Genomic DNA, 23,029 nt, shown 5'->3' on the forward strand with positions numbered 1-23,029 from the left:
GGGAATGGAAGGAACGGGAAGCGGTGAGTGGGTGAAAGTGTTAACAATAATACGGTTCACTTTTTCAACTCTCTCAAGGGGTTCAAACCCCTTGTTTTATTTGAGCAAAAGCGAGAAATTTTAATATAGCAGGTACTCGAGGTTGTATGGAATTATGGAAAAAAGAATCAATAAGGATTAAATAATGCAAGTTTTCAAAAGAGCCATCAAGCCAGAAAGTTATATATCATTTCTCCACACCTACCAAACCACTTGGGGGACTGCTGGTGATATTTGTTTAGTTCGGGAATCTATAGCCAAGTCCAGCGGGTCGAAGTTCTTAGGGCGCAGAATTCAACTAGCTCTCCCTAAAGGAATGGAACGTGATTACTTGGTGAATATTCCTATAATAAAAATTGCAGGTCATGTAGGTGATGGACATCCTAAAGATCCGCAATCTGAATGGGAGGCTTATGAGGGAATAGATCCAGAAATAGCGCTCACTGTTCTCAAAATTTGGGGCTTTAAGTTAATTGAGTTATAGGAAATTTTAGGGTGGGTCAAGAATTATCTTCCTAACACACCCTAGAAATTGAAACTTTTTTGATCAACTCAGTACACAACAGCGGAAGTTAACTAACTATTAAAAACAACTAAAAACCTGATCACATTTGCTTTTTCAATTTTCAATTGTTAATTTTTAATTCCGATAAAGCGGTACTAGCGTCTACCACGATAAGGAACAGCATTTAGGTAATCAATGTCAAAGGAAGATAGCTTTTGAGCGTAGTTACCCTTACCAGATACAGAAGCGGCCATAGCTGCAAATTTGCGAGGATCTCCTTCTGCCATGCGCTTTTCTTTAGCCTTAGCAGTGTAGAAGTTCTCCAAAGTGAAGCGCCAGTCGGTTTTGACTGTACCTGCTGTTTCTTGGAAGTCGGCACCGTAGCGGGGTGTTACCAAGTTAAAAGGACGATCTACAAAACGCTTACGTTGGTAGGGTACGGTATTGTCGCCAAAATTTTCGGTGTATTCGGTGCCGTCTAATAAAACATCAACGAAGCCACTAAAACCTTTGTTGCAAATGACAATTGACCAAGCAATTTCTTCTTTTTTGTTGTAAGCACAGCGACCTAATAACCGTTTGAGAGTGATGTCTACTAAACGGTAGTTGTTGTTAACAGAGACAACTAAACGATAGAAAGCTTCAGATTTAGCTAAACCCCGGATAAAATCACGAACTGACAAAGAACCGTTTTTTAGTTGAGATTCTAAAGTTACTTGACGGTTAAATTTGAGAATTTCATGTTCACTAAAAACTTGGCGATAAGCAGCCCAAATGATATTAGTCATGTCAGTGTAAGAACTAACATCTTCAGTGCGATAGATATAAGGTGTATCTTCATTTTGGTCAGCAATCCCAAAGCTGCTCACTCGGTGATTTTGACTGCTTGGATTGTACTGAAGTAATGGCAATGCCATATTATTTTTCTCCTTTGATGATCAAATTAAACAAAGATAATGAAACAGGAAATAGGGAATAGAGAATAGTTTTACCCTATTACTGATTCCCTATTTCCTCTTGATCTTATTTTCCCCTGAAAAGGTTAGTAGATATCACTAATTCCTAACCAATTGAGGATAAATAAGAAAGTGATGCCTGCGGTTATTACTAGTAATACAGCAGACAATGCTCCCCAATCAACATTTTGCCCAGAGCTTGGGTAGGAAAACCCACGCCATTGATGAATATACCGACCTTTTTGGACAATACCTGCCCGGTCACGATAATCAGCACCATAGCGGGGGGTAAAGCTAATGGGGCGGTCTGTGGTCATGCGTTTGCGTTGGTAGGGTACGGTATACTCGCCAAAGGCTTGTTCATACTCACTACTATCAATCAGCACATCGACAAATTTTCCCCAACCTAAAGTAGCAATTTGAATTGACCAAGCAATTTTTTCTTGCTCATTATAGGGAGAACGACCCAAAATTCTTTTTAGGAACATTTCTACCAAGCGATAGTTGTTATTCGGTGTCACAACTAGCTGATAAAATCGCTCTGATTTTGCCAAACCCCGAATGAAATCTTTAACCGTAATTGACCTATTTTTGAGTTGGGTTTCTAAGGTAATTTGACGGTTAAATTTGAGAATCTCCTGTTCGTTGAAAATTTGGCGATAAGCAGCCCAAATTAGTTGTTCAATTTCGCCGGGAGAGTTAGCATTTTCAATTCGGTAGATATAAGGATTGTCTTCGTTAATATCTGCCGTCCCAAAACTGCTAACTCTTTGATTTTGAGTTGTAGGTTTGTATTCAAGTAAAGGAATTGCCATTTTAAAAAACCTGCCTTTTGGTAAAGTTGGCATCTCAAAATGTTGTTACACTTAGCAAACTAACTAAAATTAAAATCCTTAAAAAAATGCAAACTTTGTCACTTTTTCAACCGAAATTTCCCAGCTAGTTAAAAAAACTATTTAGCCGAGGGGAAAACTAGCACCAGAACTAATAGAAACAGGAATACCTATTGATGTTGTTTCTCTTGTGGTGTTAGGAATTTGGATATTAGCAGTGCTAACTGGTGTGTAAGTCACTGTTTTAATCTTAATGGAATTTGCCATATCCAAAAAGTTTTTGATGTCACCCCATTTATAACGAGCTTCTTCCAGTTGGTCGCGCCAGTAGTCGCTGTATCGTGGTGTTACCAAATTAAAGGGTCTATCTTTATAACGTCGTCTTTGGTAGGGAACAATATTTTCCCCAAAGTTGCTTTGATATTCTTCAGAGTCTAGCAAAGCATCAACAAAACCACCCCAACCCTTGGTCGCTATGACAATTGACCAAGCGATTTCTTCTTCTTTGTTGTAAGGTGCGCGACCTAATAACCGTTTTAGTCCAATTTCTACTAATCTGTAGTTGGAGTTACTCTGAACTACCAAACTTTGAAAAGCTTCAGATTTAGCTAAACCCCGGATAAAATCACAGACGGTAATAGCTTTGTTTTTGACTTGGGATTCTAGATGAACTTGGCGGTAAAATTTGAGAATAACGTGTTCACTAAAAAGTTGCCGATAAGCCGCCCAAATTAATTCTTCTACTTCTCCACCAAAGGCATAATTTTCAATGCGGTAAATTGTAGGTGTATCTTCGTTGGAGACTTCATAACCAGAAACACGCTGGTTTTGAGAACTGGGTTTATATTCTAGTAAAGGTATTGTCATCTTTGTTAATTGTCGGTTGTGAGTTGTCAGTTGTTCAGTTGTTAGTTGTCAGTTGTTAGTTGTTCTTATTAAAGACCAATGACTAATAATGACTAATAACTAACTAATTCTTAGCATTAGCAGGAATGTAACGATAAGGTAAAGAAACTGCTACGGGTTTAATTGTGGGTTGTTCTTGGTTATCTCTGCTTGTATCAGGGATTGCGCCGCTACTAACAAAAGATTGGGCTGTGGCCAAACTGCGTTGGTAGTTGCATTCGTTGGTAATAATTGACCCCGCCATAGCGAAGAAATTAGCAGGAATTGCTCGACGGATATCTGCTGTAGTTAGTTGTCCAGATGTGCGGATATTATAATAGGAACGACCACCTATACCGCGAATGTTTTGAGTATCGCGCCAGTCAGCACCATAACGGGGGTTAGCGAGATTAAAGGGGCGAGATCCATAACGACGACGTTGAAAAGGAACAATGTCATCACCAAAGTTGTCTAAATACTCCTCTGATTCTAACAAAGCATCTATAAACCCATTTAACCCCTTGGTAGCAATGACAATTGACCAAGCGATTTCTTCATCTTTGTTGTAAGCAGCCCGGCCTAAGAACCGTTTTAAGGTGATGTCAACTAAGCGATAATTGGAATTTGTCTCTCCGACCTGGGTGCGATACACCTCTGATTTACCTAAACCCCGAATAAAATCACGCAAGGTAATCGCCCGATTTCGCAGTTGTGATTCTAAAGCGGTTTGCTTATAGCTGGCTAAAATCAGGTGTTCGCTGAAAATTTGGCGGTATGCAGCCCAGATGATGCTATCAATATCTTGATCTGAAGTAGCTCGATCTAAGCGATAAATAGTTGGGGTGTCTTCGTTGGGAACTTCATAACCTTCTACTCGCTGATTTTGGGATTTGGGCGCGTATTCTAGTAGTGGTATTGACATCTTTACTTTTACCTTGTTATATGGTATAAAAATCAGTTTACTGTGCTAAGGCCAACTGAAGGCGAGCGCGAACGGCTTTTTCAGTGTCTTTAGTCAGCATTAATTGAAATTTAGCAAAAATAGGCGCTTGCATTATCGCTACTTTTGCTAAAGCTTGTAACCCAACAATAGCAGCATAACGAATTGACCAGTCTGTATCTTCGCAAATCAACAGAAGTGTTTCTAGGGCGCGGTTAATGGCTATTTGACTTTCAGAAATGTCTAGTTTCTCCCATTGTAGGTTTCCCAGTCCTTTAGCAGCAGCACGACGGACACTGGGGGCAAAGTCGGTTAGTGCAGTATCAATGAGAACACTTAAAGCACGAGGATCGGCGATCGCGGCTATTGTGCGAATAGAATAAGCCCGTGCGCCATAGTTATAATCATCAATTTGGTCTAGCAGTTGTGGTACCGCTATTTCCCCCAATTCTGTCAATCCTGCTACTGCCACTATCGCTGCTTCTGGATTGTTATAACCAAAGACGGCAATTAATGTAGGAATTACCAAGGGATCTTGGGCTGCTGCCAGATTTTTAACCGCTGTCACCATTTGTTCAGGTGTTTCTGCTACGCTGACAGCCCGAATTAGTTCATCCATTTGATTAGTCGTCAGTGGTCAGTTGTCAGTTGTTAGTTGTCGGTGGTCAGTTGTCAGTGGCAATAACTACTGACAACCAACTATTAACTACAAGAGAGAATCCATCAAGTTCATAACTCGGATAGCTTGTTCAGATATACCAAAAGTATCAGACTGTTTTGGCAGTTGATACTCTAATAATCCTTTCAAAGCTATAAGTTTAAAGCTATTTTCCACCTGTGCTTGGGCGATTGCTTCTGCTGCGGCCAAATACCCAATTGCTCCCAAATCCCCCAAAACAACCCGACGCATTTTCAAATCACCTGTTGCCAAAGTTTTCACAAGTAACTCACCATAAACAGAATCTTGTGTCAATTGGTACATAGCTCTGGCGGCGGAACATTGCAATCGGGGAACTGAATGATTGAGAAAAGGCTGAATCAGAGGAACAGCCTCAGTTGCACCCATAGCTCCCAAGGCTTCTAATACTGCTGTATAGGGCTGGGTAAGGTGGGGAAAACCAGGTACTTGTACTGCATGGTCAACTCCCCCATCTAGCAGTTTAATTAGGGCTGGTAATGCGGTTTTATCCCGGAGCATAGCTAAAGATTGGGCTGCTGCTTCGCGGACATAAAAATCACTACATTCTAAACACTTAATCAAACCTGGTACGGCTGTTAAATTGCCTAATTTACCAAGTGCCCTAGCAGCATTACGCCGTAAGGGATAACCTCCCAGTTCTGTTCTGTCGGCTTCATCCTCTAAAGCCCTAATCAATGCGTCTAGGGCTTCTGGCTGACTGATACGGAACTTACCCAACCACCAAGCAGCATAATAGCGGAGACTTAAATCTGATGATTGCAGGTTAGCAATAGCTATCTCTGGGGTGAGATTTGGTGCATTCTTAGCAGAATATTCTTCTCCACTAGTTTCTATCATTGCCAGGAAGTTAGTTTTCTCCTGCTACGGTCAAAGTTTCAATTTTGACAATTCTGCCACCCAAACGGCTAATCCGTTGCATTTCCTCATTCATTCGGCTGTAGGGTACGGTGATGAATACGCTACCACTGCGGCGAATGTCGAATTTATTTTTATCGGTTTCTTGGTTTTGCTTTAGGCCGACAACTTCGTAACGAAATACGCGGCTTGCAGATGAAGAAACACTACCAGCACCAAGTGTGGTTTGACCGAACATTACTTCTATATCTCCTATGATCAGTTTTATCGGTGAACAGCGCCGGCTCTTACGTGGAAATTACGCTGACAATTTTGCCGCCAACTTTATGAATTTGCTGCATTTTGTCTAAAAGGCGTTCGTAAGGAACAATAAATACTGTGCTGCTACGGCGGACGCTGGGGTATCCAGGATTGCGAAGGCCTGTAACTTCAACTCGATAGGTGCGATTTGATGCCCCTACAGCATTACCGAGATTTTGCTTAGGAGCATTGTCCGTAGATACACGAAAGCCCCAATTGTCATTACTACCAGATGGTCCAACAACTGAGGAAGTTTTATTACTAGCTAATTCCCGCGCTAAACGAGATTTAGTACCTTCGACTTGAGCGGTATCGCTGTTGGCATAACCACGGTATAAACGGAACATCCGCGTAAAACCGGCGGCACTTTGTCCAGCTTGAAAATCAAACCCGCGATAGTAGGGAACAACATTTTCCCCGAAGCTATTTTGATACTCTTGGGAATCGATGTAGGAGTCAATTTCTGCGTCGTAACCTTGGTTAATATATAAGTCTAAGTGGTAAGTTACTTCAGACTCATTGTATGGTGCGCGACCCAACAAATGTTTATAGTTGAGTTCAATTAACCGAGTTTGGAAACTATTGTAGAAGAATTTAGCTTTGTAGAGTTCTGATTTAGCAACGCTGCGAACAAACTCACGCACGCTTAAATTGCCATCTCGTAAAAGTGATTCTGCACTAATCAGGCGATCTGATGCCAATATGTAGTCGTTGCCTAAAACTTGCCGATAAACTGCACGAATTACTGCTTGGACTTCTTCTTTGCTGGCATGGGGGCGCAGTTCAACTCTGCTTGCGTCGCTAAAAGGCTCTGTCCCCAGTCTGGATGCTGCTGTTGTAATTGCCATATTTTTCCCCTTTAGTGATTTTCACGCTCTGATTAGGAATTATCAGCTATCTAGATAAAACTATGCCCGGAGCTAGATCCAATTGCTAGGTGAACCAGAATGATCTTGGAGATGTTAATGCCACTTAATTTCTAGTTGAAATATTTTCCAACTTATGCAGTGACCCCCATGAATAACTGGCGAACCCCTCAAGGGGTAACTCCATCTAACAATTGTATCCCTCTCCGGGCATGACTCTATCTAGCTAAGAGCGTTAATTGCGTAGTCAATGTAGGTGTTAGCTTCGTTAGCAGCTTGACCACTTAAACCATGATTAGCTTTGATGGATTTCAAAGCTTCTACATACCAACTAGGGGATAAGTCGAAAGCTGCGTGCATTTCAGTCAAACCAGCAATCAAGAACTCATCTAAAGGACCTGTACCACCAGCAACTAAGCTATAGGTGATGATGCGTAGGTAGTGACCAACGTCACGAGCGCACTTAGCTTTACCACGAGCATCGGATGCGTATTGATTACCTGGTGTAGATGTGGTGTAAGGGAATTTGCTGTAAACAGCACTGGTAGCACCATCAATCAATTGTTGAGCTTTAGCGGTTAAACCACGAGCAGCTTCCATGCTGGCAGCAGCACGAACTAGACGACCATTAACTGCTTGTAATTCGGTGTTGCTTAAAAAGCGTCCTTGGGTATCAGCAGATGCGATTGCTTCGGTAATTGGTGTTTTCATTGGTGAAAATCTCCTAGATAGTTTCTTGCTTGTTTTGTTGGAAGAAGCTCAATTAAGATTCGAGCTATTTGTAATTGTTAGGCAACAGCAGCCGCAGCACGGTCAAAGTAGCTGGCAACTTCAGAAACCAAAGAACTACAATCACCTTTGGTGATACCGTTAGGATCGTTAACGATAGCGATTGCATGTTCTTTCATTTTACCAACACCAACTGCTACAGAAGCACCAGGAGTACCTAAAGCTTGGTATGTTTCGCGCAAACCATTTAAGCAACGGTCATCAAGAACACTAGCATCACCAGCAATTGCTGCATAGGTTACATAGCGCAAGATGATTTCCATGTCGCGCAGACAAGCAGCCATGCGACGGTTGGTGTAAGCATTTCCACCAGGAGCGATTAAGTTGGGTTGTTCTTCAAACAAAGAACGAGCAGCGTTGGTAACGATGGCGGAGGCGTTGCTGGTGATGCGGTTAACAACATCTAAACGTTTGCTGCCGGAAGCTACTACTGCGGTTAAAGCATCTAGTTGTTCGGTGCTGAGGAATTCGCCTCTAGCGTCAGCTTGGGAAACAACCTTGGAAAATACATCTAATGTCATGGACTCTAATCTCCTAAATTACTTAGTTGAGAGATGTCTAAATTAAAACTAATTTGGATCTGTTTGCAACGGAGTCAAATCAAAGCGTCTCTCAGTTTGTCTTCTCATCTACTAGTTTACAGTTTATGAACCAGAAATTATGAGAGTCAAAGATAATTTTATGAGAAACTGGCAAACTTGATTAATTGCCTGCTTTTTCAACTTTCCTCTGTTGTTTAACCCCTACAGTTTATGTTTATACAATGCTATAGAACCATTATTTGTTAAAAATTATGAATAAATTAGATGAAGGTCTCGGAAACACCTCAAATCCTTTATTTACAAGAAATACAACTCAGAATATCTTGATGCTTTTGTTACATAACTTTACATTTTTTGAAAAGAAACTCAATACTTAGTAAGTAAAGATTGTTTTAATCTTCCTGAAAACCCATTTTCTCATTGGATTACAGCAGTTTTTTCCTGTATATGGTTTTTCTAAGGTTTGTTAAGAAGTATTAAATTTACTTTTCTCAATGTTTGGAAATTTTTCTGTTTTTTCCCCAGGTAGGGATATTAAAGGGAAAAAAGTTATATTCATAAATTCAGAACAAATCCCTATTTTTTCATAAATTCTTAATAAATGCCACTGCGACGGCGCAGGACTTCTAGTAAGGTTGTCAAACTCCGGGGAAGAGGTGCTGTGACTGCGACTAAATCCCCAGTAACGGGATGTTGTAACTGGAGTTTCCAAGCGTGTAATGCTTGTCCTGGCAAATTTACGCCGAGGGAATGGCCAGAACTATAAATCGGGTCCCCGACAATAGGATGACCAATTTTGGCGCTGTGGACGCGAATTTGATGGGTACGTCCTGTTTCTAGTTGAAAGTGAATTAATGTATAGTTGCCAAAGCGTTCTTTTACTCGCCAATGGGTGACAGCATTCCGTCCACCATCTTCTAGGGAAACTATGGCCATTTTTTTGCGGTCCTGGGGATTGCGGCCAATGGGTAAGTCTATACTTCCGGTTTCTGTTTTGGGGACACCGTAAATTAAACCTAAATATTCTCTTCTGGCGGTTTTTGCTTGTAATTGCGCTTGTAGGTGTTGATAAGCTAGGTCGGTTTTAGCGATCGCTATTGCTCCGGTTGTATCTTTGTCTAAACGATGGACAATTCCCGGACGTTGAATGCCACCGATTCCTGGTAAATTGGGACAATGCGCTAATATAGCATTAACTAAGGTGCCGTCAGGGTGTCCAGGTGCGGGGTGGACAACTAAACCTGCGGGTTTATTGAGAATAATTAATTCATCGTCCTCATAGAGGATGTCTAGGGGAATATTTTCTGCTATGAGTTCTAAGGGTTGAGTAGCGGGAATTTCTAGGGTAATGAGATCTCCCGTTTTCAGGTTAATCTTCTTAGATGTGCAGATGAGATTATTAATTTGGACGTGACCCTGTTCTATTAATTGCTGGATGCGAGAACGGGATAAATCTGATAACTCTTGGGATAGGTAACGATCTAGGCGATCGCTATTTTTGCTAACTTGGATATTATTAATTACAGACACGATTAGGTATTGGGTGTTTTTAGAAACGTTGAGATTAAAAATGTGCTGAGAGAACCTGGTTACTTCATTTTTTCATCTTATTTTAAGATACTTTTTTATTTCTCCAAAAAATCTATAGTAACCTAAAAGTAATCATTGAATAATTATAATTCAAAACCTTGGCAAAATCCGATGATTCAATGATCATGGGAGAAAATTTTAATGATCAATTTGAAAATATGAACATAATTCCTATTACTAGATATAGATTTTTTCAAAAATTACAACCAATAAGCTTATTAAAAAAGATTACTAATCATTCCTTTACTGGTTGTTTGCAGGTATTTAGTGAGTCGGGAGCATGGTCAATATATATTGATCAGGGTCAGCTAATTTACGCTGGTTACTCTGGGGAAATGTTTGCATCTCTTTACCGCAATTTAGAGGAATTGAGCCAGAAAATTTCTACTCTTCCTCTGGGTATTAAGGAACAGGTACAGATGATTTTTGAAAATGATCTTGAGAATCAGTCTATCCCAAATCCAGATTATTTAGCCATTTGTTGGTTAGTTAATCAAAAATATATTAGTCATTATCAGGCCGCTTTGTTAATTGAAAAATTAGCGCTGGAGGTTTTACAATCATTGCTGGATTTAAAATATGGTAGTTATGAATTTGTTCCTCATACTTTTTTAGATAATCTTCCTAAATTTTGTCATTTGAATTTAAAAACTTTAGTGGAACAATGTCAATCAGGGGTTAAGGTTGATGTTACAGAAAATTTGATTTTGGAAAATTACCATCAACTTAATATACCTGATAAACAGCAGGAACAATTACTTGGAAGCAATTCTGAACAAGTTGATTTGGAAGTAAATATAAATCAGCAGAATCATACTCTAGTTAGTGAGAGGAAGAAATACAGTATTTTGAGTGTGGACGATGATTATAGCATATTAAATACTGTGGAAGAATTTTTAGATGAGGAAATATTTTCTGTGCTGAAATTTATGGATTCTTCCCAAGCGTTAATGGAGATTCTACGGGTACAACCAGATATGATTTTACTAAATATAGAAATGCCTAATTTAGATGGTTATGAAATTTGTTCTTTATTAAGAAAACACGCACATTATCAAAATATTCCTGTGATTTTGATGACTGAAAGAATGGGATTAAGAGATAGAGCAAAAGCTAAGTTTGTGAAAGCTAATGGTTATTTAGAAAAGCCTTTTTCTCAAGGAGATTTACTGAAAATAATTTTTCATCATATTGTGTGAAAATTCAGAAATCAATTTCTGAGTATTCTGTTAACGCAGCAGGATGAAAGTTGTATTTCATTTTTATAAAATTCGTCTGATTTGAGCTAAAGCACAAGTGTTGAATCCTGCAATAAAACTTTACAATCTTTGCGTTTTACCCAGGTAAAATCCATTGTCTATTGAGAATAGAGTCATTAATTGATCAAATTTGGTATCACCAATACCAATGCACAACTTGGACACAATCCTCAAAATCTTAACATTCAACACTTCTGAAATTGTTGATATTATATTATAACTTACTTCCTTTGTTTTTTCCCATTCCCTTGATTAACCCTAGATTCTAATGTAAACTGTGGTATTTCCTCAAGTTCATCTTCACTCAAACAATACTGTTCACACACAAGACTTAACCGATTTCCCACAGTTGTAACTGCATTCACAGAATGAGTTAAATCACCCTGAAAATAAATTAAAGAATTGGTTTGGGGTTTAACTTGTCCAACTTGGCGTTTTTGCGATTTTAGCACCAATTCTCCCCCTTGCATATCCTCCGGTACACGCACATAAAGCACACTTACAAATGCAGGAGGTTCAACAGTTTTACAATAGGAACGCAAAGACCGGTCAATATGGGGATCAACGCGAGAACCTGCTTTCAATAGTAAAGGATTCAGATAAAAAGCATTACAATTAGGTAAAAGTGCTAAATCTAAATAAGGCTTAAAATAGGGGAATTTTTGGATAACTTCTGCTAAACCTTGACGTTGAAATACAACAGAAAAGCCTTTAGTATTAATAAAATCTCGGTTGAGGTTATTAATAGCAAAATAAGGACAAGCTTGGATTTCTCCCCACAAGTCCTGGAGATATTGAAGAGAAAAAGCGTTAGGATGTTGTTGATAATATTTCACTGTATTTATTCTGTTTCTTGAAAACACAAATTCTCCTTAAAAGCATTCATCCAAAAACGATCTAAATTTAGAATGAAATAGCCCTGGTTTCTAGTAGATTTTAGGATTAAGGACTAAACACTTTCAACCACCTACTTAAAACTGTATTGATTGTTTGTTTAATTTGATGGTTACGATTCCATCGTTGAAAAGCAATTTCGTAATCCTCACCTTTAGTTTGAAAAGTATTCCAAATATCTAAGGATATAGCCAATCCACAACCTACTAAAATGTAAAGTGACCAAGAAATACCACCACTAATAGAATTTATAGCTAGGAAAAAAATATTCATAATTGCGTAATTTCCTAGACGCTTTTTAAATTTACTACGACGATAAATGTTAAAAGCTTCGCGCTGTTCAACTTCGCTTTGTTTAACTAACCAATCCCGTTCCGCTTGTTGCAGAGTATCAGGTGATATTTGTAACTCTGCTGCAATTTCCAATATCTGCTGATAGGAAAATTCTTGATTATTGTCATTGACTTGACGAGAAATCGCTAATTGTAGAATTTCCTGTACATCTTCCTGAGTATAGGAACGCAGGGTATGAGAATTAAAGTCCGTCATAATTCTTGCTCAAATAAACATTTTCATAGAGAACAACACTACCTCAGCAGTGTTTGCACTACTTCCAGGTTAGCAAATTTCAGTCTATTCTGGTTGATTTCTTTTCTCTGTGTTCTTGAGTGCTATCTGTGGTTAGGATTTGAAGAATAATTAACCGCAGATTAATGCAGATGAATGATAATGAGTTTATAATTTATGCAAAACTGTACAAAATTTGTATAATAGAACCCCATAAACAAGATAATCTATTGTGGGATAGTAACCAAAAAATTGCTAAATTTTTCTGTTTCCATTCATTAATTTTATCCTGGATTTTTTGGCTTCTATGAAATGATGTTTTATCAATAAAAGGGGGTTTGAAAAGTTTTGAGAAATCAAAATTTATGCCAGTCACCGTACCATTATCCAAATCATAGCAACGTAAATAAACGTCTCCGATATTTCCGGGAGAAGTTCATAAATTAGGAAAATAATATTTTCAAATGAGACGTGATTTACAACGTCTCTACAATCATTAAAACTCCGCGTTTTCTGGTGTGCGAGGGAATGGAATAACATCCCGAATATTCCCCATACCCGTCATAAATTGTACCAATCTTTCAAACCCCAAACCAAAACCAGCATGGGGAACAGTCCCATAACGACGCAAATCTAAATACCACCACAAATCTTCGGGGTTCATACCTTGTGCTAATACCCTTTTTTCTAAAACATCTAACCTTTCTTCCCGTTGTGAACCACCAATAATTTCCCCTATTTTCGGTGCGAGAATATCCATAGCACGGACGGTTTTTTCATCATCACTTAACCGCATATAAAAAGCTTTGATTTGTGCGGGATAATCTGTCACAATTACAGGCTTTCTAAACAGTTGTTCGGCTAAATAGCGTTCATGTTCTGATTGTAAATCTGCACCCCAACTCACAGGATAATCAAATTTGACATCGGCTTTTTCTAAAAGTTTGACAGCTTCTGTATAAGTCAATCTTGCAAATTGATTGTTAATAATATTATTTGCAGTTTCTAAAACAGTATTATCAATGCGTTCATGGAAAAATTCCATGTCTTCTAGACAGGTTTCCATCACATATTTAAAAATGTATTTCAGAAACTCCTCAGCCAAATCCATATCACCTTCTAAATCACAAAAAGCCATTTCTGGTTCAACCATCCAAAATTCAGCTAAATGACGAGAAGTATTAGAATTTTCGGCGCGAAATGTAGGACCAAAAGTGTAAACATTAGTAAAAGCCATAGCCATAATTTCGGCTTCTAATTGGCCACTAACTGTTAAATATGCAGGTTTACTAAAGAAGTCTTGGCTATAATCAATTTCTTGATTTTCAGTTCTGGGAACATTCTTTAAATTAAAATTAGTAACAGTAAATAATTCTCCAGCCCCTTCACAATCACTAGCAGTAATAATAGGAGTATGTACCCATAAAAATCCCCGTTCTTGAAAAAATTGATGAATAGCAGTCGCGCAAGCATTTCTCACCCGAAATACCGCACCAAAGGAGTTAGTTCTAGGACGCAAATGAGCTATGGTTCTTAGAAACTCAAAGGAATGACGTTTCTTTTGCAGAGGATAGATATCAGGATCAGCGTCTCCGTATACTTTCACTGTATCTGCTTTTAATTCTATTCTTTGTCCTTTTCCTTGAGAAGCTACTAGGACTCCTGATACTTCTATAGAAGCACCTGTATTGATTTGTTTTAATATTAGTTGATAATCTGGTAAATCTTGATTAATAACGATTTGCAAATTTCCCAAAGATGAACCATCATTAACTTCTAGAAATGCAAATCCTTTTAATTCGCGTTTTGTTCTTACCCAACCTTGGACTACCAAAGTTTCTTCTGGTTTACCACTTCTTAATATTTCTGCAATACGACGATTTAGCATTTTCTACAATTTGTATTTTTTTTAAATTATCATATCCCCGACTTCTTCAAAAATTCGGGGATCTTTTCTTTTTCTTTGAGAATTGTACCAATCATCCAACCCAAGACCTCAGTAACCAACCTATAATAACGCCCAAACCCCCAAAACGGATAGCTTGCCAAAAAGGTCTTTTCAGGCTACTCCAAGAAAACAACTGGCTTTCTAGGTTGATTTCTAAGGTTTCTAGCTGTTTTTGCAGCCGGGTTAATTCGTTCTTGATTTCTGGAGTCTGCTTGCTATTTTGCTTTAAATTTTTTAATTTCTGTTGCCATTGTGCCTGTTGTTGTTGATCATTTTGCACTTGGGTGTATCTATCCTTCAAGAATCGCAGTGAAGTTTCTACTTTCTCTAGTTCCTGTGCAAAATCCCGCTGAAAATTTTCCTCTAAGTTAGTCATTGGTGATTAGTCATTAGCTATGATGGTTAAATCATAACTTTTACTTTGATTTAGCACTTAGTCTTATGTCGCAAATTAGTCCACTAGATGAAATTAGCACTCTAGAACTGGCACAAGCCCTCATGAAAAGATTAAGTATCACTCCAGAGGATTGGCATCGTCTTAAATCTAATCGCAATGCCCGCGCTAGTGAACAGATTGCCGCCGCTATGGTCTTTTTGGTTAAAAATGACCCCCAAGAGGCACAAGCCAGAATAGAACAGGCTTTAGGCTGGCTAGACAAGTCAATTTCTGCCCCTCCCTGTCCTACCCACGGACACAAGGGAATATAGCCCTGTAATTGCTTCAGTAACTCCCTCCTCTGCCGTCTAGGGGCTGTGTGGTTAGATAAACCATTTTAAGACCGCATAATCACTAAGATCACAGAGTTAGGACTTAGCTCAAATATCTGTCAAACTCGCTTTTATTCGTCTTTTTTGCGTCTATAAGTGGTTCATTATTCCCTTGTACGTAATTCATAAAAGTCAGAAAAAAGAAATTTTTCCAGTCACCTCTCACCTTCGCAAAGATAACAAAGGACGGCTTTCTACTTGCTTACAAAGCCTGAGTTCTGTGCCTGTGCGATTCCATTCTACTTGATCAAAAATCTGGTGCAGTAAGGACATACCTCGTCCACTTTCTGCTTCGTCTGGTGGTAAATAGTTATCGGGCTCACTAGAGGATTCCAAGGAGGGAGTAAAACCGCTACCCTGATCTGAGATAATCCACCAATACTGATTATCTACCAATGAGAAACGGACTACAACTAATTTTCCGGGATCAAGATTATTCCCATGTTTAGCGGCATTTACTAGGGCTTCTTGAAGTCCTAGTCGCAGTTCTGATTGTAGTTTTGCCGGAATATCAGTCAAAAGTAAATCTAGGATTGGACAAAGATAAAGCGTGGAGGCAAAACTAATTGTCCCCCAGTAACGCCCAACTGGACGAAGAGAAATGGTAATCACTTGAGAAACCCCGTAGCTTTTAGTTAGCTAAACATCTGGAAAGCTTTTTCAGGCATTCTGATCAGAATTAGGTAATCATTCTGCCGGCAAATTTACGTCTGTAAAACTAAACTTATAAAAATGCTCTTGGCCGATAATTTAAGACGAGAATTCACATTGTTTGTTTACCAGATACATAAGCACTGCTATTTTTGAACAACAAGGAAAAACAATCTCTTTAACTACTGGTTTGTATTTAACACAATCTTATTCCTTTCTTAACATTTTATGCAGCCTCGATTTCTTTAAAAGAAAATGAGTTTCTATCTTCATCTAATTTTATTCTAGCATTATGAGTATCCACTAGGCTACAAATTTTTAATTTTTATGCAAAATTAACTTGTCCTAATTATTTTCCGATAGCACCAGAAAAGCGGCTGCTTCTACATGGGCAGTTTGAGGGAAAAAGTCCGCAGGTTGCACCCTTGTGATTTTATACATTCCATCTTCACAAAGCAATTTTAGGTCACGGGCGAGGGTAGCTACTTTACAACTGACATAAACAATTCGAGACGGTTTGAGGTTTCTTAATGTTTTGATAACGTTAGGTTCACATCCTTTCCGGGGTGGATCAAGTAAGACGACATCTGGTATAATTTCTAAATTCTGGAGAATTTTTTCCACTGCACCTACTTGGAATGTGACATTATTAATTCCATTGTTTTGGGCGTTGACAATTGCCTGTTCTACTGCTGTTGATTGCAATTCTAACCCGATGATATGCTTTACCTGTTTAGCTAGGGGTAAAGTCAATGTCCCTATACCACAATAGGCATCTACTAGGACTTCGTGACCTTGTAAATTTAGTTCTGACTGAATTACCTCTAATAGTGCTTCCGCTGTTTCTGTATACACTTGGAAGAAGGTATCTGGGCGAATTTGAAAATCCAGTCCGGCGAATTTTTCTCGTAGGTAAGGAACTCCAGCTAGACAACGGGTTTCTAATCCAAATATAGCATTTGTGCGATCGCTATTGCGATTAAGTGACACGCCCACTAGTTGAGGATAACGCTGTAACCATTGCTGTGCTTGGGTTTCAATTCCCGGTAATTTCCAATCTTTGACGACCAAGGTTAGCAGTATTTCCCCTGTGCGGCGGCCAATGCGTAAACCTAAATGGCGAATTAAGCCTTTATGATGGATTTCATTATAAATTGGCCAGCCTTGCTTTTCAATGTCTAATTTTACTTCAGCTAATAAGGGGTTAAATTGTGTATCTTGAACGGGGCATTGATTTAGGTTTATTAGTTTATGAGTTCCTTTGTGATAATATCCAGCTTGGACATGACCTGTAGCAGATACACCAATAGGATAAGTAACTTTGTTACGATAATTAAGGGATGCGGCAGCTACTAATACTGGATTTATAGGTATGTCAACAAAACCGCCAATTCTTTCTAAAGCTTGAGTTACTTGATTTTGTTTGGCTATTAACTGGTAATCATATTTAATATGTTGCCATTGACAACCACCACATTTATCAGCAACAATACAGCTTGGTCTTACTCGTTGAGGCGAGGCTTGCAATAATTCTTGTATTTGACCATAGGCGTATTTTGGCTTAACATTGAATAATTTGACAAGTAAGCGATCGCCTGGTACGGTATCTGAAACAAAGACGACTCGCTGTTCAAAGCGTCCTACACCATCACCAGTGTCGCTTAAATCAGTAATTTCCAGTTCGATAATTTCATCTTGTTGCCACATTGTATTAGTCATTAGTCAGTTATGAGAGAATAGGGAGTTTTATCACGGGGAAGTGAGAGTTTTCCAGTGTCGAATTGTAAATTCATTTATCCCTATCTTCCCACAGACTTCACGAATGTCCCTCTAAGTCGGTAAACTAGCAAATATAAATATTTCAGGTCATTTAGATTATCATGACTGTCATTAGCCAAGTTATTCTCCGCGCTGACGACGAACTGCGTTACCCCAGCAGTGGCGAACTCAAAAACATCAAAGCATTTTTGGAAACTGGTATGCAGCGGACTAGAATCGCTTCTACCCTATCAGAAAACGAGAAAAAGATCGTTCAAGAGGCCACCAAAAAACTTTGGCAAAAACGCCCTGATTTTATCGCTCCTGGTGGTAATGCTTACGGTGAAAAGCAGCGGGCTTTGTGTATTCGGGACTTTGGCTGGTATTTACGCTTAGTTACTTACGGTGTACTTGCTGGTGATAAAGAACCTATTGAAAAAATTGGTTTGGTTGGTGTGCGAGAAATGTACAATTCTCTGGGCGTTCCTGTTCCTGGAATGGTAGAAGCGATTATTTCTCTCAAACAAGCGTCTTTGGATTTATTGAATACAGAAGACGCTATGGAAACTGCACCTTACTTTGATTACATCATTCAAGCGATGTCCTAATCAAAGATAATGGGTAATAGGAAATAGGGTTAAAAGTCTTGACTTCCCCGCAGTTGGTAGTAACTATGGCAATATTTGTCAAGTGATTAACCAGTTGTGGGGATATTTTTATATTAGTACTGAAATATAATAAATAATTACAAATACTTGATTTTTTACTTATACTGGATTAGGCAGTGTTTATACAGCTAATCAATTCGACAATAACCAGAAGTGTATGAGTAATAGTTTACAACTTTCAGAAATAGCGATCGCTCTTGCTGCTAAAGATCTTAATCCCGCAGTATTAAACCCAGATTTCCTGAAATATACAGGGATTATCCCAACGGATTGGGAATTAGCCAATCAACCAATTTACAATAATAATTTGGTTCAGTTGGTTTATAAAAACGGTGTAGGAATCATTGTTCAACCTAACCGACTGAATGTATTAGAGATGATAGGGGGAAAAGCACCGGCAGAAATTCAACTAGCAACAGTTGCACTGCAATTAATAGAAAAGTTGTCTCAAATAGAGTATCAAGCTGTGGGAATTAATCCTAAAGCATTTGTAAATTTTCCATCAGTAGAGGATGCTTACAATTATATATGTGGCAAACTTTTAGCTCCTGGATCATGGCAGGAATTTGGAGGAAGTAAAGTTAATGCTGCTTTACAGTTAAGTTATCCTTTAAAACGAGGAACTTTGAACCTAGCTATTAATCAAGTAAACGTCCAGGTTGGGGAGCAGGAGATAACACCAGCAATTTTATTTTCTGGTAATTTGAATTATCCCCTATTAGGAAATACCAACACAGAAAAAATCCAAGACTTACGACAAGTAATTGGTAACTGGCAAAATGATGTCAAAACTTTCCAGGATTTGCTAGGAGAGAAGTTTTTGCCGTCTGCAAATCAGGGACAATTAGTTAGTAGCTCGGTGTTTTTAAACTGAGTAAATAGGTAATAATGTAAAGACATTTCTTGTTTTTTCATTTTGTGGGTTGGGCATTTGTCCCAACCTAATATTGTATTATAGTTTTTATATAATTGTATTTTTTTGATCTAAACTACTCGATATGAGTTAAAATTGAATTATCCCAAAGAGTTGATTAAAACTAATATTTCTTCAGAGAGATACACTATTATGTGGCTAAAGAGTATTGAAATAAAAGATATCAAAGGATTTCGAGAACAAACTATTTCATTTCACAATAAAAATAAGCCCTACAAGTGGATTACATTATTAGGTGAAAATGGAGTAGGAAAAAGTACATTACTTCAAGCAATTGCCTTGCTTTTAGCTGGTTCAGATGGGGCTAAACAACTTATATCATCTATATCATCCCCTCAAGATTGGGTAAGGAATAATTCGGAATATGGTCAATTAACAGCGACAATACAAAGAAATAATGATGATAAAGGAATGATGCGAAATAAACGTGGGAACAAAAACTCTTATGATTATTCTTATTTTGTCATAGGTAATAAAAATACCCGAATTGGTAGAGAAAATTATCCACCAAATACACTAAATCCCAATCCCAAAAATTCAGAAACTCTGGACTGGTTAAGAATAAATGCCTTTACTTTAGATTCTCAAGGGTGGTTTGCTGCTGGTTATGGTCCTTTTCGTCGGCTTTCTCGTAGAAAAGAAGATCTAGTATCAAGAGAACTTAAAAGACCAGATCGTGAAAGTAATTTTAGTACACAGTTTGCAGAAGATGATAGTTTGAAAACTTTTCAAGAATGGATGTTTTATTTAGATTATCGTATTGCTAAAAATCCTGATGATGCTAAATCTAAACAGATGATGGAATTAGGAAAAAAAGCTATTATCGAACTTTTACCTGGAAATATTAAATTTGATATTACAAATGATGGAAGTATTCTTTTTTCCTTAGAAAATCAGTTAATTCCTATTACTCAATTATCAGATGGTTTTCGTAGTATTATCGCTTTAGTTGGGGATTTAATTTGGCGTTTATTTCAAAGCTTTTCTGATCTAAGCGATCCTCGTCAAGCATCAGGTATTGTCTTAATAGATGAATTAGATATTCATTTACATCCAGTTTGGCAAAGATTGATTGCTAAAAAGCTAAGAACCGTTTTTCCTAACCTACAATTTTTCGTAGCTACTCATAGTCCTTTTGTTGCTGCTGGTGCTGGCGATGATGCACTTACTTTAACTGTAAAAATGATTAATGGAGAAGTCCAAATTGAGGAAGTTGAGAATATTGCAGCTTATGATGTTGATTATATTTTAAGAAGTCCTGCTTTTGGTTTAATCTCTACTCATTCTCCAGCTACAGAAGAGAAAATTGATCGTTATGATTACCTGACAAGTAATAGAAATAATTTACAAGGAGAAGAAATTGAGGAATATGAAGAATTAAGACAATTTATGAAAGAATTTCGACCCATTGGAGGTAAACCAGAACCGGGTAGTTTAGAGGATAAAATGAATAAGTTTTTAGAGGAAAACTCGTAATGATTCCAGTTAAAAGAACAAGCACACCAGGTATTCTGAAAAAAAATGCTGATAAATGGTTAAAAAAACTTCAAGAAGCTATTAAAGAACGTCAAGAAGCTATTATCGCTCTTGAAAAAATAGAGGAAAGTCCTAAACCAACCAAAAAACAAATTGAAGAAGCAAAGAAAAAAATTGAAGCAGCAAAGAAAAAAGTAGACAATGCTCAAAATAAATACAATCCAGGTATAAGAAATGGGGAAAATCCTGTAAAGCAGCCACTATATGATATGTTTTCTAGTAAATGTGCTTTTTGTGAACGGAATGTTGAACTTTCATCAGGAAGAATTGAGCATTTTAGACCTAAATCTCAATATGTTGATTTAACTTTTGATTGGAATAACTTTCTTTATTCTTGTGAAGTTTGTAATAATCGGAAAGGAGATAAATTTCCTCTTGATTGTGATGGGACTCCATTATTAATTGATCCCACTGATGAAGATTGTGATATATATGAATATCTTGAATTTTATTGGGATGAAGAACTTGAATTAACTCGTGTTGATGGAAAAGATGGACGTGAAAAGGTTGTTACAGAAATATTAGATCTTAATAGAAAAGATTTAAGAAAACATGATGATTTATAATAATTGAATAAATATGAATAATTAATATGAATTAATAATCTAATTATACTGCTATTCCCTGAGGGAATAGGCTTTTGAATTTGTGCAAATGATAACTACAGTTTACAAATCTTTCTGGGGAATTGCTTCATGAAACTCTATCATTAATTGCATAGTTTCCACAGCTAAATCACGTAAATCTCGATTTAAATATACAACACCTTGATAACCAAACCAATGATCAAAAATCGCTACATATTTGGGGTTATTATTGACAAATCCCTGCATAAACTTGACAAGAGAATAATTCACCGAATTAAGAAATTTAGAGTTATTTTCAGGTACCATACAAGCAATACCCTCTCGTGAATAGGGACGAGGAGGTACAATTGCAAAACTATCTTGATTTTTTGCTGTTTGCAACCATCCCTCTAAAAGAATACTATCAGATGCAAAAGCGTCAACTTTTCCCTGTTCCAAAGCTGCAAATCCTTCCGGTCTAGTTCTTAAATATACAAGCTTTGCTTGGGGTTGTATTTGCTTGATTACTTGTTCATTGGTAGTTCCAGCTAACACACCCACACGCTTGTTAATTAGAGATTCTGGTGAACCTAAATTACTGTTTTTCTTAATTAAGATTTGAGTACCTGTGACACCATAACTAATAGAAAAATCAACTTTTTTATCTCGCTCCCAAGTAAAACTACTAGCATCACAAACAATATCAACTTGTCGGTTAATAATCTTAGGAATCCTTTCGGCCGGGGTAACTGCAACTAATTTAAGTTTAATTTTTTTACCCGATTCTTTCTCTAATTGCTGCTGAATTAAACCTAGCATATCCACAGAATAACCAGTCAATTTTCCCTGACTGTCAGAGTATGCAAAGGGTAAAGCGTCCCTACTTGTACCAGCAGTTAATACCCCTGTTCGTGCTACTTTTTCCATTACAGTCTCTGCGCTGGCAACACCGGGCATAATTGCTGATAATATCAAACCAAATATCACAGGTGCAATATTTTTATATATCTTCGATTTAGTCAAAGCAGGTAAGTAAGAGAGATTTATTTGGGTATTGACAAACATATTAATCTTTGGAAATCCATAGGATTAAAATTATTCTACCTGATAATTATTTTAATTAACATTTAAGATTCCCGACTTCTGCAACGAGTTAGGAATCTATATCTGTTCAAATTATCAGGTTTCTAGGGGTAAAGGTTGCCAAATTTCTCCATATTTTGCTTTTAAAACTTGCCAAGCTTCTACCTGTCCTGGTTCGTATTCTCCGGGTTTACCCCATTGTAAAAATAGGCTTAATGCAGGTTTTTCTTCTACGTCTAAAAACCGAATTGCATAAGTTGTAAAATTCCCTCTTTTGGCTTCCCCTGTTTCAAATTTTACTTGTTGAATTAGATCCATATTCAAGTGAAATTCAAAACCTTCGGTGTGCATATTTGCATATTTACCTTTTGGTAATTCAGCATAAAATAGCTTTTCTATTTTTCCCCTAGCTTCTAAAACAGCGGCGCTGCTGGTGACAATTAAACGCAGCATTCCCAAGGTTTCACAAGCTTCTAAAAATTCCTTCAATGTTGTTGTCATAATTGTTTATTTTTTGGATAACTGTGCAATTTGAAATTTACTTCCTTTCTAGTAGGAAAATATAGCCTAAATCAACTACAAAGACTTAAAAAAACC

26 protein-coding genes are annotated in these 23,029 nt (G+C 37.7%); 7 read left to right on the forward strand and 19 right to left on the reverse strand.

The features are described from left to right. Positions 1 to 184: 184 nt before the first annotated feature. The gene (locus H6G44_RS04055) at positions 185 to 523 is read left to right on the forward strand and encodes a hypothetical protein (protein WP_190385082.1); all 339 of its coding nucleotides are present in this window, start codon (positions 185 to 187) and stop codon (positions 521 to 523) included. Between the two features lie 176 nt (positions 524 to 699). Here the strand turns inward: H6G44_RS04055 and H6G44_RS04060 are convergent, their stop codons facing one another. The 11 genes from H6G44_RS04060 to H6G44_RS04110 form a co-directional block, all read right to left on the reverse strand. Then, positions 700 to 1,461: a phycobilisome rod-core linker polypeptide gene (locus tag H6G44_RS04060; protein ID WP_190385083.1), complete on the reverse strand. Its 762-nt coding sequence runs from the start codon at positions 1,459 to 1,461 to the stop codon at positions 700 to 702. 125 nt (positions 1,462 to 1,586) lie between these two features. Then, a complete protein-coding gene (locus H6G44_RS04065; RefSeq protein ID WP_190385084.1) occupies positions 1,587 to 2,315 on the reverse strand; it encodes a phycobilisome rod-core linker polypeptide in 729 nt (242 codons plus the stop codon). Positions 2,316 to 2,456: 141 nt separating this feature from the next. Further along, positions 2,457 to 3,200: a phycobilisome rod-core linker polypeptide gene (locus H6G44_RS04070; RefSeq protein WP_190385085.1), complete on the reverse strand. Its 744-nt coding sequence runs from the start codon at positions 3,198 to 3,200 to the stop codon at positions 2,457 to 2,459. A 103-nt stretch (positions 3,201 to 3,303) separates the two neighbouring features. Beyond that, a complete protein-coding gene (locus H6G44_RS04075) occupies positions 3,304 to 4,140 on the reverse strand; it encodes a phycobilisome rod-core linker polypeptide (RefSeq protein WP_190385086.1) in 837 nt (278 codons plus the stop codon). Positions 4,141 to 4,177: 37 nt separating this feature from the next. Next, positions 4,178 to 4,777, reverse strand: coding sequence for a HEAT repeat domain-containing protein (locus H6G44_RS04080; RefSeq protein WP_190385087.1), 600 nt, complete (start codon positions 4,775 to 4,777; stop codon positions 4,178 to 4,180). Between the two features lie 87 nt (positions 4,778 to 4,864). After that, positions 4,865 to 5,695, reverse strand: a complete 831-nt coding sequence (locus H6G44_RS04085; protein ID WP_190385088.1) for a HEAT repeat domain-containing protein — start codon at positions 5,693 to 5,695, stop codon at positions 4,865 to 4,867. 10 nt (positions 5,696 to 5,705) lie between these two features. Continuing rightward, complete coding sequence (locus H6G44_RS04090) at positions 5,706 to 5,951, reverse strand: phycobilisome linker polypeptide (RefSeq protein WP_190385089.1); 246 nt, start codon at positions 5,949 to 5,951, stop codon at positions 5,706 to 5,708. Between the two features lie 49 nt (positions 5,952 to 6,000). After that, positions 6,001 to 6,861, reverse strand: coding sequence for a phycobilisome linker polypeptide (locus H6G44_RS04095; RefSeq protein WP_190385090.1), 861 nt, complete (start codon positions 6,859 to 6,861; stop codon positions 6,001 to 6,003). Between the two features lie 240 nt (positions 6,862 to 7,101). Further along, positions 7,102 to 7,590, reverse strand: a complete 489-nt coding sequence (gene cpcA, locus H6G44_RS04100; RefSeq protein WP_190385091.1) for a phycocyanin subunit alpha — start codon at positions 7,588 to 7,590, stop codon at positions 7,102 to 7,104. Positions 7,591 to 7,667: 77 nt separating this feature from the next. After that, positions 7,668 to 8,189 carry a phycocyanin subunit beta gene (locus H6G44_RS04105; protein ID WP_190385092.1) on the reverse strand — a complete coding sequence of 174 codons (522 nt, stop codon included), beginning with the start codon at positions 8,187 to 8,189 and terminating at the stop codon, positions 7,668 to 7,670. Positions 8,190 to 8,804: 615 nt separating this feature from the next. Next, positions 8,805 to 9,740, reverse strand: a complete 936-nt coding sequence (locus H6G44_RS04110) for an RluA family pseudouridine synthase (protein ID WP_190385093.1) — start codon at positions 9,738 to 9,740, stop codon at positions 8,805 to 8,807. A 218-nt stretch (positions 9,741 to 9,958) separates the two neighbouring features. Between H6G44_RS04110 and H6G44_RS04115 the strand changes: the two genes are divergently transcribed. Then, positions 9,959 to 10,999: a response regulator gene (locus H6G44_RS04115; RefSeq protein ID WP_190385130.1), complete on the forward strand. Its 1,041-nt coding sequence runs from the start codon at positions 9,959 to 9,961 to the stop codon at positions 10,997 to 10,999. 281 nt (positions 11,000 to 11,280) lie between these two features. Here H6G44_RS04115 and H6G44_RS04120 read toward each other — a convergent pair whose 3' ends face one another. The 4 genes from H6G44_RS04120 to H6G44_RS04135 form a co-directional block, all read right to left on the reverse strand. Beyond that, a complete protein-coding gene (locus tag H6G44_RS04120; RefSeq protein WP_190385094.1) occupies positions 11,281 to 11,895 on the reverse strand; it encodes a 2OG-Fe(II) oxygenase in 615 nt (204 codons plus the stop codon). Positions 11,896 to 12,001: 106 nt separating this feature from the next. Beyond that, positions 12,002 to 12,502, reverse strand: a complete 501-nt coding sequence (locus H6G44_RS04125; RefSeq protein ID WP_190385095.1) for a 2TM domain-containing protein — start codon at positions 12,500 to 12,502, stop codon at positions 12,002 to 12,004. A gap of 514 nt (positions 12,503 to 13,016) precedes the next feature. Continuing rightward, positions 13,017 to 14,408, reverse strand: a complete 1,392-nt coding sequence (asnS, locus tag H6G44_RS04130) for an asparagine--tRNA ligase (protein WP_190385096.1) — start codon at positions 14,406 to 14,408, stop codon at positions 13,017 to 13,019. A gap of 91 nt (positions 14,409 to 14,499) precedes the next feature. Next, on the reverse strand, positions 14,500 to 14,844 hold the full coding sequence (locus H6G44_RS04135) for a hypothetical protein (protein WP_190385097.1): 345 nt from the start codon (positions 14,842 to 14,844) through the stop codon (positions 14,500 to 14,502). Between the two features lie 65 nt (positions 14,845 to 14,909). Here H6G44_RS04135 and H6G44_RS04140 point away from each other — a divergent pair, with 65 nt between their 5' ends. Then, complete coding sequence (locus tag H6G44_RS04140) at positions 14,910 to 15,176, forward strand: DUF6439 family protein (protein ID WP_190385098.1); 267 nt, start codon at positions 14,910 to 14,912, stop codon at positions 15,174 to 15,176. Positions 15,177 to 15,398: 222 nt separating this feature from the next. Here the strand turns inward: H6G44_RS04140 and H6G44_RS04145 are convergent, their stop codons facing one another. After that, positions 15,399 to 15,848, reverse strand: a complete 450-nt coding sequence (locus tag H6G44_RS04145) for an ATP-binding protein (protein WP_190385099.1) — start codon at positions 15,846 to 15,848, stop codon at positions 15,399 to 15,401. A 384-nt stretch (positions 15,849 to 16,232) separates the two neighbouring features. Beyond that, a complete protein-coding gene (rlmD, locus tag H6G44_RS04150; protein WP_190385100.1) occupies positions 16,233 to 17,606 on the reverse strand; it encodes a 23S rRNA (uracil(1939)-C(5))-methyltransferase RlmD in 1,374 nt (457 codons plus the stop codon). A 161-nt stretch (positions 17,607 to 17,767) separates the two neighbouring features. Between rlmD and H6G44_RS04155 the strand changes: the two genes are divergently transcribed. From H6G44_RS04155 to H6G44_RS04170, 4 genes are all read left to right on the forward strand, one after another. Continuing rightward, positions 17,768 to 18,253 carry an allophycocyanin subunit alpha-B gene (locus tag H6G44_RS04155; RefSeq protein ID WP_190385101.1) on the forward strand — a complete coding sequence of 162 codons (486 nt, stop codon included), beginning with the start codon at positions 17,768 to 17,770 and terminating at the stop codon, positions 18,251 to 18,253. A gap of 217 nt (positions 18,254 to 18,470) precedes the next feature. Then, a complete protein-coding gene (locus tag H6G44_RS04160) occupies positions 18,471 to 19,187 on the forward strand; it encodes a hypothetical protein (protein ID WP_190385102.1) in 717 nt (238 codons plus the stop codon). 192 nt (positions 19,188 to 19,379) lie between these two features. Beyond that, the gene (locus H6G44_RS04165) at positions 19,380 to 20,723 is read left to right on the forward strand and encodes an AAA family ATPase (protein WP_190385103.1); all 1,344 of its coding nucleotides are present in this window, start codon (positions 19,380 to 19,382) and stop codon (positions 20,721 to 20,723) included. Next, the gene (locus H6G44_RS04170; RefSeq protein WP_190385104.1) at positions 20,723 to 21,349 is read left to right on the forward strand and encodes a retron system putative HNH endonuclease; all 627 of its coding nucleotides are present in this window, start codon (positions 20,723 to 20,725) and stop codon (positions 21,347 to 21,349) included. The genes H6G44_RS04165 and H6G44_RS04170 overlap by 1 nt, the downstream gene beginning before the upstream one ends. Before the next feature lie 102 nt (positions 21,350 to 21,451). Here H6G44_RS04170 and H6G44_RS04175 read toward each other — a convergent pair whose 3' ends face one another. Then, complete coding sequence (locus H6G44_RS04175; RefSeq protein WP_190385105.1) at positions 21,452 to 22,414, reverse strand: amino acid ABC transporter substrate-binding protein; 963 nt, start codon at positions 22,412 to 22,414, stop codon at positions 21,452 to 21,454. A gap of 114 nt (positions 22,415 to 22,528) precedes the next feature. Next, on the reverse strand, positions 22,529 to 22,933 hold the full coding sequence (locus H6G44_RS04180; protein WP_190385106.1) for a ChuX/HutX family heme-like substrate-binding protein: 405 nt from the start codon (positions 22,931 to 22,933) through the stop codon (positions 22,529 to 22,531). Positions 22,934 to 23,029 lie beyond the last annotated feature (96 nt).

It is taken from the genome of Aphanizomenon flos-aquae FACHB-1287, from assembly GCF_014698755.1.
Lineage (GTDB): Bacteria > Cyanobacteriota > Cyanobacteriia > Cyanobacteriales > Nostocaceae > Dolichospermum > Dolichospermum flosaquae.

Bases quoted from the DNA above. Each gene is read 5' to 3' on its own strand.
- H6G44_RS04055 (WP_190385082.1), top strand. From the start codon at position 185: ATGCAAGTTTTCAAAAGAGCCATCAAGCCAGAAAGTTATATATCATTT.
- H6G44_RS04060 (WP_190385083.1), bottom strand. From the start codon at position 1,461: ATGGCATTGCCATTACTTCAGTACAATCCAAGCAGTCAAAATCACCGA.
- H6G44_RS04065 (WP_190385084.1), bottom strand. From the start codon at position 2,315: ATGGCAATTCCTTTACTTGAATACAAACCTACAACTCAAAATCAAAGA.
- H6G44_RS04070 (WP_190385085.1), bottom strand. From the start codon at position 3,200: ATGACAATACCTTTACTAGAATATAAACCCAGTTCTCAAAACCAGCGT.
- H6G44_RS04075 (WP_190385086.1), bottom strand. From the start codon at position 4,140: ATGTCAATACCACTACTAGAATACGCGCCCAAATCCCAAAATCAGCGA.
- H6G44_RS04080 (WP_190385087.1), bottom strand. From the start codon at position 4,777: ATGGATGAACTAATTCGGGCTGTCAGCGTAGCAGAAACACCTGAACAA.
- H6G44_RS04085 (WP_190385088.1), bottom strand. From the start codon at position 5,695: ATGATAGAAACTAGTGGAGAAGAATATTCTGCTAAGAATGCACCAAAT.
- H6G44_RS04090 (WP_190385089.1), bottom strand. From the start codon at position 5,951: ATGTTCGGTCAAACCACACTTGGTGCTGGTAGTGTTTCTTCATCTGCA.
- H6G44_RS04095 (WP_190385090.1), bottom strand. From the start codon at position 6,861: ATGGCAATTACAACAGCAGCATCCAGACTGGGGACAGAGCCTTTTAGC.
- cpcA (WP_190385091.1), bottom strand. From the start codon at position 7,590: ATGAAAACACCAATTACCGAAGCAATCGCATCTGCTGATACCCAAGGA.
- H6G44_RS04105 (WP_190385092.1), bottom strand. From the start codon at position 8,189: ATGACATTAGATGTATTTTCCAAGGTTGTTTCCCAAGCTGACGCTAGA.
- H6G44_RS04115 (WP_190385130.1), top strand. From the start codon at position 9,959: ATGAACATAATTCCTATTACTAGATATAGATTTTTTCAAAAATTACAA.
- H6G44_RS04125 (WP_190385095.1), bottom strand. From the start codon at position 12,502: ATGACGGACTTTAATTCTCATACCCTGCGTTCCTATACTCAGGAAGAT.
- asnS (WP_190385096.1), bottom strand. From the start codon at position 14,408: ATGCTAAATCGTCGTATTGCAGAAATATTAAGAAGTGGTAAACCAGAA.
- H6G44_RS04135 (WP_190385097.1), bottom strand. From the start codon at position 14,844: ATGACTAACTTAGAGGAAAATTTTCAGCGGGATTTTGCACAGGAACTA.
- H6G44_RS04140 (WP_190385098.1), top strand. From the start codon at position 14,910: ATGTCGCAAATTAGTCCACTAGATGAAATTAGCACTCTAGAACTGGCA.
- rlmD (WP_190385100.1), bottom strand. From the start codon at position 17,606: ATGACTAATACAATGTGGCAACAAGATGAAATTATCGAACTGGAAATT.
- H6G44_RS04155 (WP_190385101.1), top strand. From the start codon at position 17,768: ATGACTGTCATTAGCCAAGTTATTCTCCGCGCTGACGACGAACTGCGT.
- H6G44_RS04160 (WP_190385102.1), top strand. From the start codon at position 18,471: ATGAGTAATAGTTTACAACTTTCAGAAATAGCGATCGCTCTTGCTGCT.
- H6G44_RS04165 (WP_190385103.1), top strand. From the start codon at position 19,380: ATGTGGCTAAAGAGTATTGAAATAAAAGATATCAAAGGATTTCGAGAA.
- H6G44_RS04170 (WP_190385104.1), top strand. From the start codon at position 20,723: ATGATTCCAGTTAAAAGAACAAGCACACCAGGTATTCTGAAAAAAAAT.
- H6G44_RS04175 (WP_190385105.1), bottom strand. From the start codon at position 22,414: ATGTTTGTCAATACCCAAATAAATCTCTCTTACTTACCTGCTTTGACT.
- H6G44_RS04180 (WP_190385106.1), bottom strand. From the start codon at position 22,933: ATGACAACAACATTGAAGGAATTTTTAGAAGCTTGTGAAACCTTGGGA.